Raw genomic sequence first — 15,712 nt, 5'->3', positions numbered from 1 at the left:
GAGTGTGGCCGGTTTCCGCCACGATCAAGAACGGAGTGTGGTCTCGACCAGTTCACGCCAGCTCGCCTGCGCACCTTCCCTCGTCGCCTCGGTGAATCTCGCTTCACCGAGGCGACGTCGTGCTGTCTGCTCGATCCGGCCCACATCCGGCTGGGATCGATCGGGCAGTCCGCGCACTCGGGCACTCGCCGCGAGCAGGCGCGCGGCCTGCTCGTCCTGGTCGTCGCGCAGCGCCAGGTCCGCGACCCCGATGAGCACCTGGGCGACCAGGGGCGAGTACCCCGTGGCGGATGCCGCCCGGAAGGCCGCGGCCCGTTGTTCGCGGGCATCATCGAGATCGTCCGCGAGGTAGCCGAGCAGGTCGTGGGTTACCGCCTGAATGTAACTTTGCTCCGCATCACCGCCGAGCAGGGTTGTCGCGAGGTCGATCTGCCGGTACGCCTGCTCGGTGTCGCCGCTCCACCGGGCCAGCTCCGCTTTGGTCAGGGCGAGGGTGGCCAGTGCGTTCGGCCAGGCGGACCGATCCGCGTACCGCTGCGCCTCGGCCATGGCGGCCGCGCTCGCTTCGGCATCACCGAGCAGCCAGTACAGCTGGGCCTGCCGCGCCCGGATCAGGAAGACGTCCTCGATCGCGCCGACCTCCGTGACCACCCCGATCGCCTGGTCGAGATGCTCGCACGCGCCGGCGAACGCACCGCGCATGGCGATTCGATTCGCCACTTCGGTGAGCGCGAACGAAATCCCCCAGCGCTCGCCGATCGCCCGGAACTCGGCGAGCGCCGTCTCGAGATACTCGTCCGCCTCCCGTCCCTCTTGGCCGAGCGCGATCCGCGCCTTGCCCAGTTGGAGCCGGGCCAGCGCCCGCACCCAAGGGTCGTCGTCGCCGAGTAGCGGCTCGAAGGCGGGCAGCAACGCCTCGGGACCCTCCAGCATGCGTTCCATCGCGACTACGAAGCCCAGCAGGGGGTACCGGCTTTCACTGCGCCGGCTCACGCGGTACGCCTTGTGGATCCATTCCGCTACTTGCTGTTCGTCGTTCGGCCCTGAGACCAGGAAATGCACGACCAGCCCATACACCCTGGCCCGGATCTCGTCGTCCACCTCGCCGGGCAGGTCGGCGGCCGCGGTGATCAGTTCCATGCCCTCGGCCTTGTGCCCGCTGAGCCACCAGTACCAGCCCGCGGCCGCCGCCAGCCGCGTCGCCCCGGTCGCGTCGCCGGCCGCGAGGGCGCCACGCATCGCGACAGCGATGTTGTCGTGCTCGGCCTCGAGCGTGGCGAGCCACTCCAGCTGGTCGGCGCGGCGCAGGCGCGGTTCCGCGGCGTCGGCGAGTTCGGTGAAGTACGCGAGATGCGCGCGGCGCGCGTGCTCGGATTCCCCCGCTTCCACGAGCCGGTCCAGGGCGTACTGCTTGATCGTGTCGAGCATCCGGAAGCGCGGCCCGCTGTCCCCTGCGGTGAGCAGCAGCGATTTCTCGGTCAGCGCGGTCAGCAGCTCGAGCACCTCCCACTGCTCTACCGCCGCGTTCTTTCCGTCCCCTTCGGGTCCGCTCCCCGCGCAGACCCGCTCGGCCGCGTCCAGGCTCGCGCCGCCGGAGAACACCGCGAGCCTGCGCAGGACCATCCGTTCGGCATCGGTGAGCAGCTCCCAGCTCCAGTCGACGACCGCCCGCAACGTCCGGTGCTGCGGGATCGCGGTACGGCTGCCGCCGGTCAGCAAGCGGAATCGATCGTCGAGGCGGTTGGCGAGCTGATCGAGGGACATGGTGCGCAGCCTGGCCGCGGCCAGCTCGATCGCCAGCGGGATCCCGTCGAGCGCCCGGCAGACGCGCGCCATGGTCGACAGCGTGCGGGCATCGGCCGCGAGATCCTTGCGCACCGCGCCGGCCCGGTCCCGCAACAGCTGCACCGCCGGAGAGGACTCGATGGCACCGGGGTCCGCGTCCTCGGCGGGCAACGCCAGTGGCTCGACCTGCCATAACGCCTCACCAGTGATGCCGAGCGGTTCCCTGCTCGTCGCGAGGATCCGCAGCCGCCGACATTCCCCGAGCACCCGGTGGGCGAACGCCGCGGCGGACTCGATCACGTGCTCGCAGTTGTCCAGGACCAGCAGGGTTTCGCGCTCGCGGATCGCCGCGACGAGCCGGTCCATCGGTTCGGCGTTCGGCGCGCCGCCGAGCAGCGCGTCGCGGAGGCCGAGCGCGGCGAGCGCCGATTGCGCCACGTCGCCACTCGCGCCGACCGACGCCAGTTCCACCAGCCAGGCCCCGTCCGGGAGGTCGTCGAGCATGGTGCGCGCAGTTTCCAGGGCCAGCCTGGTCTTCCCCGAGCCACCGGGCCCGGTCAGCGTGGTGAGCCGATGGTTCGCGATGAGTTCGCGCACGGCGGCGATGTCGGCGTATTTGCCGACGTATCTGGTCAACTCGGCCCGCAGGTTCGTCTTCGGGTCGGTGTTCTCCGCTCGCACTTCGCCGCGCAGCAGCGCGACGTGCAGAGCGGAGAGTTCCGGGGAGGGATCCACGCCCAGCGTGTCGGCGAGTGCCTCCCGCGCGCGCTGGTACGCGACCAGCGCTTCGGCGCCACGACCTGCGGCGGCGAGCGCACGCATCAGCGCGGCGACGAGCCGTTCCCGCAGCGGATGCCGGGCCACCAGTTCGGTCAGCTCGGCGACCAGCTCCGTGCCCCGGCCGAGGCGGATCTCCGCCTCGTACAGATCTTCCATGGCGGCCAGGCGCAGCCCGTCGAGCCGGGTGACCACCGCGTCGAACGCTGCGCTGTCGGACATACCGACGTCCTGCATCGGCGCACCGCGCCACAGGTCGAGCGCTTCGCGCAGCAGCTGGGCGCGATGCGCGTCGCCGCCGCCGCGGGCCTGGTCGAGAAGCTGCTGGAAGCGCACGGCGTCGACGGCGCGGGGTTGCACCGCCAGCCGGTATCCGCCCGCCTGTCCGTCGAGCGACCCCTCCGGCAGCACCCTGCGCAGGCGGGAGACCAGTGCCTGCAGGGCGTTCGCCGTGTCGGAGGGTGGCTGCTCGCCCCAAATCCAATCGACCAGCGTCGTTTTCGGGACCGCGCGACCGGGCTCGAGCGCGAGGGCGATCAACAGCGCCCGCAACCGAGCGCCTGGCACCTCGATCGATCCGCCGTCATCTAGCCGGATCTCGAGCGGTCCAAGCATCCCGATCTGCACCGGACCCATTCTGCCGTGCACGATCGGCGGTCAGCGGCGCCACCCGTCCCCCGGATGGCGACCGCTCCGACGGGCACGTGTCAGGTCGGTGTCAGGCCGGTATCAGCCCGGCTGGCGACAGTGTTCGTGTGAATAGTTCAGCAATCGCTTCTGGGCGGCGAAAGACCTACGGGGACAGGACGATCCTCGACGGCAGCGCGCTGCACACGGACACATTCGGCTGCGACGCGCGTTCCCTCCCGATCATCTGGGCGGAGGGGTAACCGGTGGAACTCAGGGTGGACCGGGAGCGCTGCGTCGGCGCCGGTATGTGCGTACTGACCGCCCCCGGAGTATTCGACCAGGACTCCGAGGACGGCCGGGTGGTGCCGCTGGACCCCGCACCCGCGCCCGAGCGGGAGCCTGCGGTCCGTGCGGCCGCCGAGGTGTGCCCGTCCGGCGCGATCACCATCGTCGAACAATCGCCACGAGAGGAAAACCGATGAGTCAGGCAGTTCCGATCCCGCACGGCCTCCCCCTGGAGCGCGACGCGGGTCCGTTCGACCCGCCCCGCGAGATCACCCGGCTGCGCGAGGTTCGCCCGGTCAGTCCCATGCTCTTCCCCGACGGTCACGAGGGCTGGCTGGTCACCGGCTACGACGCGGTCCGCAGGCTCATGGCCGACACCCGGTTCAGCTCCCGCCAGGACATCGGCATCGTCCACGTGCCGTACGAGACCCCCGGCATGCCCGTCGCCACCGAACCGTCCCCGCAGACGCCCGGCTTGTTCATCGCCATGGACCCGCCCGACCACACCCGGCTGCGGCGCAAGCTCACCGGCGCCTTCACCGTCAAGCGCATGAAGCAGCTCGAAGAGCACATCATCGAGATCACCGAGCGGCAACTGGACGAGATGGGGCGCCTGGCCCCGCCGGTCGACCTGGTCGAGGCGTTCGCGCTGCCGGTGCCCTCGTTGGTGATCTGCGAACTGCTCGGGGTTCCCTACGCGGACCGGGCCACCTTCCAGGTCAACACCGCCAAGTTCTTGGTCAAGGACCAGTCGCTCGACGAGAAGATGGCCGCGTACGGCGCGATGACCACGTACTTGGCGCAACTGGTCACGGCCAAACGCGCCGAACCCGGCGAGGACATCCTCTCCGACCTGGCTCGGCACGACGACCTCACCATCGAGGAGCTGACCGGCATCGCCTTCCTGCTGCTGCTCGCGGGCCACGAGACCACCGCCAACATGCTCGCGCTGGCCACCTTCGCGCTCCTGGAGCATCCCGAGCAGCTGGCCGAACTGCGCGCCGACCCGGAGCTGATCCCCGACGCCGTCGAGGAACTCATGCGCTACCTGTCCGTGGCCGACATCTTCTACCGCTACGCCACGGACGACATCGAACTCGGCGGTGAAACGATCGGCAAGGGGTCGACCGTCGTCGTCTCGTTGCTGGCCGCCAACCGCGACCCCCAGCGCTTCGACAACCCCGACACCCTGGACGTCCATCGCAAGGCCCGCGGTCACCTGTCCTTCGGCCACGGCGTCCACCAGTGCCTCGGCCAGCAACTGGCCCGCATCGAGATGCGCGCCGGTTTCGCCGGACTGCTGCGCCGCTTCCCGTCCCTCGAGCTCGCCATCCCCGCCGGCGAGGTGCGGCTCAGGACCGACATGAATATCTATGGCGTCCACGAATTGCCGGTCACCTGGACGGAATCGGGCGGGTAAAAGCTTTGCCCGATGTCGCCGGGCAGGTGCCGAGTGGGTTGTGAGCCGGCGAATCGGCAGGGAGACCTTGCCGGACCTGCCCGCTCGGCACTCCCGCGGCGTATTCCCGGCTATCGCCGAACGGCCGTCGCGGTGATCGGCATATCGCTGCCGCGATGGCGGCGGCGAAAGTCTGTGATCCTACTTTGATACTCGCCGGTAACTATTCTGCCTACCAATAGCCTGCGGGTAGCTGACTACCTATTTTCAACTCTGGGGAGCTTCTGACATCGGCATTCGCGCATAGCCGATGATTGCGGCGTAAGAGTGGGTTGACGGATGCGAAGCGTCCCGGGCAGAATCGGCCGGGTCGGAACCGGGGGTGGAGGAGTTATGCGCGTTAAAACGGATATACATTTCACCGTCGCCGTCGATCCCGCCCAGGTCTTCGATGCGGTCGCCGCGATCGAAATGCTCCCCGAATGGTCGACGTATTCGGATGCGCGCGTGGCCACCCGAGACGAATCCGGGCGTCCGCAACGGGTTTACGTGACCGCCGAGACGCTGCTGGGCCGGTCGGACCTGCAAGTGCTCGAATACGACTGGGTCGATGACCGAGTGTCCTGGCAGGTCATGGACAGCTGTGTCGGCCTCGGCGGCGGCGGGTGGTTCGAAGTGTCCGCCGATCGCGCGGGATCGCAGGTCTGGTATCACACCGAACTGCACTCCTCCCTGCTGTTGCCGGGACTTCTCCTCAAGCGCAGTGTCCGCCGCGAGAGCGAAACCGTCGTGCAGAACTTCATCGAATTCGCCGAAGGATTCACCGCGCCACCGCAATCCCGCGCGGTATAGCGGAGCGGTCACGTATCGAACCGGTCCGGGCTCACCACTGGATGTCCGCGACCGTGTTCAACGGGGCGGCGACCTCTTCCGGCGCCAATTGCAGATCCGCGTCTCGCAGTGCTTGCGGGAAATGGAAGCGGGTGCGCTGCTCGATCTCGGTCAACGGGACCTGGAAGACGCGGAACTCGTCGAGATCGAGGGCCTCCAGCTGATCCAGGTTCTGGCTCAGCAGGAAGCCGCGGGCTTTCAGTTCGCCGTTGTCCTCGAACGCGATGACCTTCCAGAACTCGCGCGGGATCCGGACCTGCCGGAATTCCCGGTCGTCCGCGGTGAAGACCGGGCCGCCGAACGCGCTGACCTTGAGGTCGTCGACGGTGGCGTCGGCGAAGACGGCATCCTCGAGCCGTCCCCAGAGCCCGTCGCGCATGCTCTGGTTGAAGTCGTCCATCTGCGGGGTGATGTTGGTGTAGAAGAACGAGTCCCTGTTGGCTTTCGCCGCTTCGGGCATGCTGCCCCAGAGCAGATCCGCCCGGCGCGCGAGGTGGCCGCGATCGAGCCGGTTGTCGCGATACAGCTCGTTGCCGACCTGGACGTCCGCGTCGAGCCGCGGATCCTTGACGAAGTCGATCTTCTTCCGCGAGAGCTTCTTCATCGAGGCTCCGTCGATGTTCCAGGCCACCCAGATGGCGAAGCGGCGCGAGCGGCGCATCGCGAGGGAGAAGTGCGTGTAGTGCAGGACGTCCGCGCCGTCGAGCGCGGTCGCCACGTCGGGGCGGACCTCGGCGTCCACCTCGGGCAGCGGAATCGGCGACGCGAGGAAATGCGGATCGTATCCGGCGACGACCGCGACCTCTTCCGGGGCGGGCGGGGTCAACGTGATGCCGAGCTTCTCGAACACCGATTGCGGCAGGCAGGCCAGCGCGTGCTCGTCGGTGTCCGAGCCCGTTTCCCCGGCGAAATGCAGTCCGGCCAGGACGGTGCTCGTGGCGCCGTCGGGTAGCGTGAACAACCACGCCGATCCGGAATCGCCGCCGCTGCTGATCTCGCCGTCGGACGGCGGATGGCCGGGGTCCGGTCCGATCTCGAAGCCGCCGATGCTCTTGCTGCCCACCCCGCGGTAGTCGATCTTGGCGACCACGTCGACGCGCCGCACGATGCCGTGGGTGACCGCCGTGGTCCGGCCGCTCTTGATCACTGTGTCACCCAGTTCGGGGTCCCCGAGGCGTTCCGGGACGACGCCGAGCCCGCTGACTTCGCCGCTGAATTGCCGGTTCTCGATGACGGCGACGGCGCAGTCGCCCGCCGTGCCGAGATGGGACCGGACGAGTTTGCCGAGCCGATTGCGGTCGATGCGATTGTCGTCGCGCGGCCCCGGCTGCACGACGTCGTCGCCGAGCCTGCCCGCCGAGGTGTGCAGGACGTGCCAATTGCTCAATACGTACGGCGTCCCGTCATCCCGGTCGTAGACCACGCAACCGATCGTTCCGGCTGTGCTGGCAGGGTGGGCGACGCTGATTCCGGGAACGATCGGATCCAGGCGCGTCTTGCGCTCCGGCGCCACCGCTTCGGCGACCAGCCGGAAGGCCGGCTCGAATTTGCGCTGCAGGACATCGGTCGGCACCTCGATCCCGTCGACGGTGACGGTCTCCGGAATCGTCGATGTGCCAAGTGCTTCGAGTTCCTCCGGTTCGGACACCTTCTCGTTCACGGTGAACTGCACCGCGATCTCACCGGTCGGCTTTCCGTCGACTTGCTTGTAGCCGACGCCGATCGAGGAGATATTGGGATCTTCGAGGAAATTCTCGCCCTTGGTGCGGATGAATTTGCGCAGTGCGGTGCGAAGATCGTCTTTCCGGGCGTGCGTCCGGCGGGCGGGTGAGTTCTTTTTCGCAGGCATGGGTGACTCCGTGTTCGAGGTTCGCTGGGGTGGGACGTCGTCGTCGCACCTGCTTTCGCCATCGTCGGGCCACGAAGTCGTCCGCACACGAGTAGCGAACTACTCGAAAAGGAGGTATGACGTTAATCCGCTGTCGCCCTCAGCGACGTTCGGCGAGAGCTGTCGCCGTCGCCGCAGGATGCGCCGCCGGGAAGAGCAGGATCGGCCAGGCGCGGTGATCGACCAGCGCCCGAAACGGCCCATGTCGGCGTACGGCGCCTCGGCCCCGGGTGCCGCGAGGGCGATCGGGGACTCAGTACGACAGGCGCGTCATGCGGATTTCGGAGATGGACATGCCGCGTCGGCGGCGGAACAGACCGCGCAGGGTTCCGGCGTTGAGATAGCCCACCTTGGCGGCCACCGCGTCCACCGTGAGCGACGTGGTGCGCAGCAGGTGCACGGCGCGTTCCAGGCGGATGTCGTGCACGAATTCGGTGGGGGACATGCCCAGTTCGGCGTGTGTGGCCCGCTGCAGGCTGCGTTCGGTGACGCCGATGGCGCGGGCGGCGTGGGCGATCCGGAAATTCTCGCCGAGGTGCGCGCGGACCCAGCGTTCGAAGGCGGCGGTCACGGAATCGCCGCGGGCGATGATCTCGGGAACGATGAACTCGCGTTGCGGTCGTCCCGCGCCGACCGCGAGGTAGCGCATGGCGCGCTCGGCCAGCGCCGGGCTCTTGGCCGCGATCAGTGACAGGGCCAGGTCCATGTGCGACAGCGCCGCGCCCGCGGTGCTGACGCCACGGCCGCGGCACAGTGTCCGGCCCTCGTCGAGGTCGACACGGGGATAACGGCGCCGGAAACTGGGGCCCAGCCACCAGCTCGTGGTCGCGGGGGAACCGTCCAGCACGCCCGCCTCGGCCAGGAAGAACGTTCCGGTGCACGCGCCGGCGAGATGAGCTCCCCGATCGCGGGCCGCGATCAGCCGGTCGAGGACGGGACGGCTGGCCGGGGCGGAGACGAGGTCGACCAGCGCCGCGGCCTCCAGGACGTTCACCGCGGGCACGATCATCAGCTCGAAGTCGTCGCCGAGCTCGTCGAGCGGGATGGTCGGCACGGTGTTGCCGTGGCCCGACCGCACCGTGGCGCCGAACGACGCGCTGCGCACCCGCCACGGCTCCGGTGAGCCGGGGAGTTCGGCGCGCACGGCATTGGCGGTGTTGAAGGTCTCGAGCAGGGCGGCGTAACCGAAGTCGGCCACGCCGTCCACGACGAAGACGACGACGTCCATGTCGGAAACGGTACCGAAGATGTCGTTCACGACACTCGGTTCCGGCGCGATTGTGTCCTACCGTCATCGCCAGACGGCTCGCCACCGGCAGCACCGCCCGGCGAGCCGATCGAGCCCGCCGTACCTTGTCTGCTGGGAGTTCATGTGACCTTGATCGAAACGACCGGAACCCACCACATCCGGTTGACGGTGACCGACATCGCTCGGTCCCGTGCCTTCTACCGAGACGTGCTCGGTTTCCCGATCGCCGCCGAGTCGCCTGGCAGCCCGGACGATCCGGCGGTGCGCTCCGATCCGATGCGGCTGTTCGGTGGCGTGGTGTTCCAGGCCAACGGCATGCTGCTGGGCCTGCGGCCGGTGGCCGCCCCGACCGACCGATTCGATTCGGAACGGGTGGGTCTTGACCATCTCAGCTTCACCGTTCCCACGCGGGACGATCTGGTGGCCGCGGCCGCTCGCCTGTCCGAGGCAGGCATCGAACACGGCGAGATCACCGAAATGGCCGATTTCGGGATCGCGATCCTGTCGTTCTCCGACCCCGACGGCATCCATCTCGAACTGACTGCGCCCCTGTGAGTTTGCGCGCGCCCACAGCGGGCATGCCGGATCCGGAATGAACGCTGTCCTGATGAAGGCTTGGACGACCGGCCGCGCGATCGGTGCGGTCGTGCCGGGGAGGTAGGCCGATGCTGGTCCAGCGTGCTCGACCGCGAAAGCTGTCCGAGAACGCGGCGTTGCCCAGCCCGAGCGCTCTGCTGTGCGCGCTGGGCGGGCAGCACGTGCAGGGCCCGGTCAGCCGGTGGGCGCGCGAGTTGACCGAACTACACCGGCAGTGCCGCGACGACGCGCGCGACGAGGTCGTGATCCGGCGGCGCCGAGCCGAGTTGGTCGACCGGATCGACACGTGGGCGACGTTGCACCTGCCGCGCGCCGCGCCGGGGGTCCGGCTGCACGACGCCAGCCTGGGTGAGGTGATCGATGGGATGGCGGCGGTCGCGGAAGAAGCGTTCTATCTGCTGATGAACGACGACCCGGGCGGCGAGCGCATGCATGCGGCGTGGACCCGGCTGGCCGAGCTGGAGATCGCGTACACGGATCTGGTGCGTGCGGTCGAGGACGGCCGTCGTCGTCTTCCGGCGAAACGGACATCGGGGGCGGAATGATGATCGTCGGGCGGCGACGCGCGTGTTGTGCCGTGGCCGATCGAAGCCCGTGGACGAGAGGGCGTAGGCTTGGCGCTCCGACGGACGGCGCGACTTCTGGGAGCTGTGCATGAGCAAGGGTGAGGGGACTCCTCCCGCGACGACGCGGACCGGCACGATCAGTGTGCGGGTGCCCGCGGTATCCGAACAGCTGGCGATGCTGCGTGCCTTGGCCGAGACGGTCATGCTCATGGCCGATTTCGGCATCGATGAGGTGACCGACATCCGGCTGGCGCTCGACGAGGTGGCCAGTGCGCTGGTGCTGGACGCGGTGGACGGGGCGGAACTGGAGTGCGCGTTCGGCTTCGAGGACGACGCGGTGGACGTGCGCGTCTGCACCGTCACGGTGTCGGACACCAGCCCGGACGAGTCCGGCTTCGGCTGGCACATCGTGGCCACGCTGACGGATTCGGTCTCGGCGTCGCGCGGCGCGCACGACTCCGCCGCGGGCGGCTACCCGACTGTCGTCGACTTCCGTTGGGTGCGCGGCGGCTCGAATAATGAGTAGCGAGCCGAATCAGGTCGATTCCAAGCGCAAATCGCGGGGCGACAGCTACGACAATATCGAGCCGCTCTTCGCCGAACTGGCCGCGCTGGCCCCGGACGATCCGCGCCGCGAGGCCGTGCGCGCCGAATTGATCGAGCGCTGTCTCCCGCTGGCCGAACACATCGCCCGCAAGTTCAGCGGGCGTGGCGAGAGCTTCGAGGACCTGCTGCAGATCGCCCGGGTGGGCATGCTCGCCGCCGTCGACCGCTTCGATCCGGGACACGGCGCGACCTTCCTCTCGTTCGCCGTGCCGACGATCATGGGCGAAGTGCGCAGGCATTTCCGCGACTACGCGTGGTCGGTGCGAGTGCCGCGGCGGCTCAAGGAGATCCAGTCCACCATCGGTCCGACGGTGGAGATCCTGTCGCAACGGCTGGGCCGGATGCCGCGGGCGCGGGAGATCGCCGAGGAACTGGGCGCGGACCTCAACGAGGTGACCCAGGCGCTCATCGCCCGCAACGCATACCAGACCTCGTCGATCGACGCCGCCTCCGACACCGACGACGCGGAATCCGGCGGTCCCTCGCTGCTGGACTCGCTCGGCGCCGAGGACCCCGATTTCAGCACCGTGGAGAACTATCTGGCGGTGAAGCCGCTGCTGGCCGCGTTGCCCGAACGCGAGAAGCAGGTGCTGGTGATGCGCTTCTTCGATTCGATGTCCCAGGAACAGATCGCCCAGCGGATCGGCTGTTCGCAGATGCAGGTCTCGCGGATTCTGTCGAAGACCTTGAAATCGCTGCGCGAGCAGGCCCTGCGGGACTGACCGGCGGCGGGGTTCACTCGCCGGTCAGCTCGTCGTGGTACTCGCGCATCGCCTGGATCACCGCGACCAGCACGCGGTGCGCGCCGCGCAGGTCCGCGTCGGCCAGGTCGGCCATCGCGGCGCGGGTCCGTCGCCCGAGCGGTGTGAAGAAGCCGCGCGCCACGTCCATGCCGTGCTCGTCGTAGTGCAGGATGACCCGCCTGCGATCGGCCGGATCGGCGGCGCGGCGCAGGTGCCCTGATTCGATCATGCGCTCGACCAGATAGGTCACCGCGGACGACGAGATCCCCATCAGTTTGCCGAGGCCGCCCGCGGTCAGCGGCGCACCCTCGAGCTCGGCGGTCGCGACGTGCATCAGTGCGCGGAAGTCGTTGGCGCGCAGGTCGTTGCTGCGCGCGAAGACCTGCCCGATCTGCTCGGAGATCGCGGTGAGGGCGCGGATGTCGGCGGCGATGCCGGTTTCCAGTCCGTCACGGTCCGGCCCGTCGGCGTTCGGCTCCTCGGTCAACGGCGCATCCTTTTCCACACGGGGGATCAGCGTAGTTCAGCCGGTGTCTCAATTGCTTAATATTTCAATTTCTGAGAGAGTTGCGGTGTGAGCGCTTGGGATCGCTATGCGTCGGTGGTAACCGCCCGGACCTCGTGGGTGCTGCTTCTGGTCCTCGCCGCGGCCTCGATGGGGCTGATCGGTGCGGTGGGCGAGAACGAGTCCGCCGGGCAGGCCCCGACCGCGCTGCCGTCCTCGGCGGAGTCGGCGCGGGTCGAACAGGCGCTGGAAGAATTCCCGGACGCGGGGACGGCCGCGGCCATCGTCGTCGTCACGCGCGCCGATGGCGGCGACCTGACCGACGACGACCGGAACGCCACCGCCGAAGCCGTAGCCCGTGCGTCGGGACGGGCGCCGGGGCCGAGTGACCTGATCGCGGCGCCGGACCGGAAGGCGGCGATCGGGCAGGTGCCCGTGGACGCCGACCTGAACGGATTCGCGCTCACCGACCGCATCGATGACATCCGTGCCGCCGCGCGCGACGGCTTGCCCGCCGTGCTCGTCCTGCAGGTCACCGGTGGTCCGGCCTTCGGCGCCGACATCGCCGACTCGTTCTCCGGCGCGAACGTCACGCTGCTCGCGGTGACCGCGGTGGTCGTCGCGGTACTGCTGATCGCGACGTACCGGTCCCCGGTGCTGTGGCTGGTGCCGCTGGCGGTGGTCGGCGCGGCCGACCGGGTGGCCACCAGCGCGGGAACCGTGCTGGCGCGCGTGACCGAGCTCACCTTCGACGGCTCGACCTCTGGTGTCACGAGCGTGCTGGTGTTCGGCGCGGGCACCAACTACGCGCTGCTGCTGGTCTCGCGCTATCGCGACGAACTGCACCGGGAACCGGACCATCGCGCGGCGTTGCGGCAGGCGGTGCGGCGCGCCGGGCCCGCGGTCCTGGCCAGCAACGTGACGGTGGTGGCCGCGCTGCTCGTGCTGGTGCTCGCCTCGGTGCCGAGCACGCGCAGCCTCGGTGTGATGGCCGCGCTGGGCTTGCTGGTGGCGGTGGTGTTCGTCCTGCTGGCGCTGCCCGCCGCGCTCGCGTTGTGCGGGCGCAAGGTGTTCTGGCCCTTCGTGCCGCAGGCCGACGACCGCGACACGGCCGACGAGGGGATCTGGCACGCGCTCGCCGTCCGGGTGGTGCGCAGGCCCGCCCTGGTGGCCGGAAGTGCGCTCGTGGTGCTGGCGGTCTGCGCGACCGGCTTGCTGACGACGCGGGTAGGGCTTTCGCAGACCGAGCAGTTCCGGGTCCGCGCGGAATCGGTGGCGGGATTCGATGCTCTGGCACGGCATTTCCCGTCCGGCGCTTCCGATCCCGCGATCGTCCTCGCGCGCGGCGAGGCGGCGGCGGGCGTCGAGGAGTCGTTCCGGCGCACCGAGGGCGTGGTGCTGACCTCGCGGACGGGCACCTCGCCGACCGGACTGACCCGGTGGTCGGTGGTGATCGACGCGCCGCCGTCCTCCGCGCGCGCCTTCGACACGATCGAGGCGCTGCGGGCGTCGGTCGCGCCGGTGCCGGGAGCCGACGCGATGGTCGGCGGCGCCGATGCCCAGGCGCTGGACGTCCAGACCGCCGCGAGCCGGGACCGCGAGGTGGTCATCCCGCTCATTCTCGTCGTCGTGCTGGTGGTGCTGCTCGCGCTGCTGCGCGCGGTGCCCGCCGCGCTGCTGCTGGTGGCGGTCACCGTGTTGAGCGCGCTGGCCGCGCTGGGGCTGGGCAGCTGGATGAGCGAGCACGTCTTCGGCTTCCCGGCGCTGGACATCAGCGTGCCGCTGTTCGCGTTCCTGTTCCTCGTCGCGCTCGGCGTGGACTACACGATCTTCCTCGTCACCAGGGCCCGCGAGGAAACGCCGCGGCACGGCACCACGCACGGCATGGTGCGGGCGGTGTCGGTGACCGGCGCGGTGATCACCAGCGCGGGCATCGTGCTGGCGGCGGTGTTCTGCGTGCTCGGCGTGCTTCCGCTGATCACCCTCACCCAGGTCGGCATCGTGGTCGGCCTCGGCATCCTGCTCGACACGTTCGTGGTGCGCACGGTGGTGATCCCGGCGCTGTTCAGCCTGATCGGACGCGGGATCTGGTGGCCGAGCCAACTGCGGCTGATCGAGGAGGACGGCGCTGCTTCCGACGCGGATCAGTCGGCCGGCGACCAGCCGGGCCCGCGGAACAAGTAACCGCCCCTGGCGCGCCAGGAGGATGCGCCGCGCAGGTCGCGCCAGATCGAGATCCACTCGTGGGCGGCGACCTTGGCCGGGTTGAACGTCTCGATGTTCTTGGTCAGCCCGTAGCGGACGCGTTCGGTCTCCGGCTCGAACGTGCCGAACAACCGATCCCAGACGATCAGGATGCCGCCGTAGTTCTTGTCCAGGTAGCGGTCGTTGGAGCCGTGGTGCACCCGGTGATGGGAGGGCGTGTTGAAGACGAATTCCGCCGGCCGCCACAGCGTCCCCACCCGCTCGGTGTGGATGAAGAACTGGTAGAGCAGGCTGACGGACTGCTGCAGCAGGATCATCCAGGGCGGGAAGCCGGCCAGTGCCAGCGGCAACCAGTAGGGCAGTGAGCTGAACGGGGTCCACGGTTGGCGCAGGGCCGTGGAGAGGTTGTAGAACTCGCTGGAATGGTGCACCACGTGGCTGGCCCAGAACACGCGCACGGTGTGGTGGGTGCGGTGATACCAGTAATAGGCGATCTCGTCGGCGAAGAACAGCGCGATCCAGGTGAGCGGCTGGTCGGCCGGGAGGTGGACCGGCGCGGCCAGATACGCCGCGGCGTACACCGCGACGACGACGAGTTTCCAGCCGAGGTTCACCACCACATTGCCCAGCCCCATGAGCACGCTGGTGCGGGCGTCACGGAACTGGTAGCCGAGCTGGTCGTCGTCGGGCAGCAAGTGGAAGGAGGCGGCTTCCAGCGCCAGGCAGAGCACGAAAACCGGTATGGCATGGGCGATCAGGTCGAACAAAGGGTCAATCTCTCGGTGCGGCTTGGGCGTCGACCAGGCGGGTGAGCAGGGCGTAAGCGGTGTCGTATGCCGCGGCGGCGTCGCGGCGGGCGATGCATGCCGCCAGGGCGCGGTGCGCGCCGGGGTCGACGTATTCCTTGTTCAGGCCCAGTTCGGCGACGATCTCCATACCGATCCCGAAATAGCCCGCGACCAGGGTGTTCAAAGCCAGCCGGTAGGCGAGGTTGCCCGAGCCGTCGAGGATGGCCACCCAGAAGGCCAAGTCGGCCTCCACCACGGCGCCGAACGGCGCGGTGGCGTCCGGATAGGCCGCGGCGGCGCGCTGCACCGCCGCAAGTTGCTCGGCGTCGGCGTGCTCGGCGCACAGCCGGGCCGCGTCGGCGGCGACGGACCGCCGCATCACCGCGATGTCGCGCAGGATCCGTTGCGCGGGTACCGCGCCCGAACGAGTGACCGCGGTCAGAATGTCCAAGCCCGCGTGCGAGCGCCAGTCGAGCACCCGGGTCTTGCCGCCCGGCGTGACGCGCACCAGCCCGCTCTGCTGCACGCGCTTGAGCGCTTCGCGGACGGCGTGGCGGTTGACCTGGAACATCTCGGCCAGTTCCCGTTCCGAGGGGAGCGTCGCCTCGGGGGCGATCCGTCCGCTCAGGATCGCGTCGATGATCTGGCCGAACACGACATCGGAGACGGCGGTGCGGGCGACCGCGGCGAATTCCATGCGACCGAGTGTGGCGCACCGAGGTCAACAGGTCAACTGGTTGGACCAGTTGCTCGCGAGAAGCGGGCGGATGACCGCTCGGTGCGGCCATCCGCCCTGGC

At 69.2% G+C, this 15,712-nt stretch carries 14 protein-coding genes; 8 read left to right on the top strand and 6 right to left on the bottom strand.

What is annotated here, in order from left to right:
- Positions 1–24: 24 nt before the first annotated feature.
- Positions 25–3,177, bottom strand: a complete 3,153-nt coding sequence (locus tag ABZ552_RS21285; RefSeq protein ID WP_281874785.1) for a BTAD domain-containing putative transcriptional regulator — start codon at positions 3,175–3,177, stop codon at positions 25–27.
- A gap of 278 nt (positions 3,178–3,455) precedes the next feature.
- On the opposite strand from ABZ552_RS21285, the gene ABZ552_RS21280 reads away from it, so the two are divergent.
- The 3 genes from ABZ552_RS21280 (at position 3,456) to ABZ552_RS21270 (ending at position 5,728) form a co-directional block, all read left to right on the top strand.
- A complete protein-coding gene (locus ABZ552_RS21280) occupies positions 3,456–3,674 on the top strand; it encodes a ferredoxin (protein ID WP_281874784.1) in 219 nt (72 codons plus the stop codon).
- On the top strand, positions 3,671–4,897 hold the full coding sequence (locus ABZ552_RS21275; protein WP_281874783.1) for a cytochrome P450: 1,227 nt from the start codon (positions 3,671–3,673) through the stop codon (positions 4,895–4,897). Before ABZ552_RS21280 ends, ABZ552_RS21275 begins: the two co-directional genes overlap by 4 nt.
- 372 nt (positions 4,898–5,269) lie before the next feature.
- Entirely contained in the window at positions 5,270–5,728 is a 459-nt protein-coding gene (locus ABZ552_RS21270) for an SRPBCC family protein (protein ID WP_281874782.1), read from the top strand.
- A gap of 31 nt (positions 5,729–5,759) precedes the next feature.
- Here ABZ552_RS21270 and ABZ552_RS21265 read toward each other — a convergent pair whose 3' ends face one another.
- Complete coding sequence (locus ABZ552_RS21265; RefSeq protein ID WP_357439182.1) at positions 5,760–7,616, bottom strand: DNA/RNA non-specific endonuclease; 1,857 nt, start codon at positions 7,614–7,616, stop codon at positions 5,760–5,762.
- A gap of 292 nt (positions 7,617–7,908) precedes the next feature.
- Positions 7,909–8,883 carry a helix-turn-helix domain-containing protein gene (locus ABZ552_RS21260; protein WP_281874780.1) on the bottom strand — a complete coding sequence of 325 codons (975 nt, stop codon included), beginning with the start codon at positions 8,881–8,883 and terminating at the stop codon, positions 7,909–7,911.
- Between the two features lie 144 nt (positions 8,884–9,027).
- Here ABZ552_RS21260 and ABZ552_RS21255 point away from each other — a divergent pair, with 144 nt between their 5' ends.
- From ABZ552_RS21255 to ABZ552_RS21240, 4 genes are all read left to right on the top strand, one after another.
- Positions 9,028–9,459 carry a VOC family protein gene (locus tag ABZ552_RS21255; protein ID WP_281874779.1) on the top strand — a complete coding sequence of 144 codons (432 nt, stop codon included), beginning with the start codon at positions 9,028–9,030 and terminating at the stop codon, positions 9,457–9,459.
- A gap of 110 nt (positions 9,460–9,569) precedes the next feature.
- On the top strand, positions 9,570–10,046 hold the full coding sequence (locus ABZ552_RS21250) for a hypothetical protein (RefSeq protein ID WP_281874778.1): 477 nt from the start codon (positions 9,570–9,572) through the stop codon (positions 10,044–10,046).
- Positions 10,047–10,155: 109 nt separating this feature from the next.
- Positions 10,156–10,593, top strand: coding sequence for an anti-sigma factor (locus ABZ552_RS21245; protein ID WP_281874777.1), 438 nt, complete (start codon positions 10,156–10,158; stop codon positions 10,591–10,593).
- Positions 10,586–11,395, top strand: a complete 810-nt coding sequence (locus tag ABZ552_RS21240) for an RNA polymerase sigma factor SigF (RefSeq protein WP_281874776.1) — start codon at positions 10,586–10,588, stop codon at positions 11,393–11,395. The genes ABZ552_RS21245 and ABZ552_RS21240 overlap by 8 nt, the downstream gene beginning before the upstream one ends.
- 13 nt (positions 11,396–11,408) lie before the next feature.
- Here ABZ552_RS21240 and ABZ552_RS21235 read toward each other — a convergent pair whose 3' ends face one another.
- Complete coding sequence (locus tag ABZ552_RS21235; protein WP_281874775.1) at positions 11,409–11,903, bottom strand: MarR family winged helix-turn-helix transcriptional regulator; 495 nt, start codon at positions 11,901–11,903, stop codon at positions 11,409–11,411.
- 168 nt (positions 11,904–12,071) lie between these two features.
- Here ABZ552_RS21235 and ABZ552_RS21230 point away from each other — a divergent pair, with 168 nt between their 5' ends.
- Positions 12,072–14,105 carry an MMPL family transporter gene (locus ABZ552_RS21230; RefSeq protein ID WP_357439290.1) on the top strand — a complete coding sequence of 678 codons (2,034 nt, stop codon included), beginning with the start codon at positions 12,072–12,074 and terminating at the stop codon, positions 14,103–14,105.
- Here the strand turns inward: ABZ552_RS21230 and ABZ552_RS21225 are convergent.
- Together ABZ552_RS21225 and ABZ552_RS21220 are read right to left on the bottom strand one after the other, a co-directional pair.
- Entirely contained in the window at positions 14,066–14,893 is an 828-nt protein-coding gene (locus ABZ552_RS21225) for a sterol desaturase family protein (RefSeq protein ID WP_357439177.1), read from the bottom strand. The genes ABZ552_RS21230 and ABZ552_RS21225 overlap by 40 nt on opposite strands.
- Before the next feature lie 4 nt (positions 14,894–14,897).
- A complete protein-coding gene (locus ABZ552_RS21220) occupies positions 14,898–15,611 on the bottom strand; it encodes a GntR family transcriptional regulator (protein WP_357439174.1) in 714 nt (237 codons plus the stop codon).
- Between the last annotated feature and the right edge of the window lie 101 nt (positions 15,612–15,712).

Origin of the sequence: Nocardia sp. NPDC019219 (assembly GCF_040632645.1) — a bacterium.
Taxonomy (GTDB): domain Bacteria; phylum Actinomycetota; class Actinomycetes; order Mycobacteriales; family Mycobacteriaceae; genus Nocardia; species Nocardia sputorum.
This window is presented reverse-complemented; position numbering and strand designations above follow the sequence as displayed.

What these genes read in the sequence shown, in the direction of transcription:
- ABZ552_RS21260 (WP_281874780.1), bottom strand. Translation starts at nt 8,883, where the DNA reads ATGGACGTCGTCGTCTTCGTCGTGGACGGCGTGGCCGACTTCGGTTAC.
- ABZ552_RS21240 (WP_281874776.1), top strand. Translation starts at nt 10,586, where the DNA reads ATGAGTAGCGAGCCGAATCAGGTCGATTCCAAGCGCAAATCGCGGGGC.
- ABZ552_RS21285 (WP_281874785.1), bottom strand. Translation starts at nt 3,177, where the DNA reads ATGCTTGGACCGCTCGAGATCCGGCTAGATGACGGCGGATCGATCGAG.
- ABZ552_RS21245 (WP_281874777.1), top strand. Translation starts at nt 10,156, where the DNA reads ATGAGCAAGGGTGAGGGGACTCCTCCCGCGACGACGCGGACCGGCACG.
- ABZ552_RS21270 (WP_281874782.1), top strand. Translation starts at nt 5,270, where the DNA reads ATGCGCGTTAAAACGGATATACATTTCACCGTCGCCGTCGATCCCGCC.
- ABZ552_RS21250 (WP_281874778.1), top strand. Translation starts at nt 9,570, where the DNA reads ATGCTGGTCCAGCGTGCTCGACCGCGAAAGCTGTCCGAGAACGCGGCG.
- ABZ552_RS21265 (WP_357439182.1), bottom strand. Translation starts at nt 7,616, where the DNA reads ATGCCTGCGAAAAAGAACTCACCCGCCCGCCGGACGCACGCCCGGAAA.
- ABZ552_RS21275 (WP_281874783.1), top strand. Translation starts at nt 3,671, where the DNA reads ATGAGTCAGGCAGTTCCGATCCCGCACGGCCTCCCCCTGGAGCGCGAC.
- ABZ552_RS21220 (WP_357439174.1), bottom strand. Translation starts at nt 15,611, where the DNA reads ATGGAATTCGCCGCGGTCGCCCGCACCGCCGTCTCCGATGTCGTGTTC.
- ABZ552_RS21230 (WP_357439290.1), top strand. Translation starts at nt 12,072, where the DNA reads ATGGGGCTGATCGGTGCGGTGGGCGAGAACGAGTCCGCCGGGCAGGCC.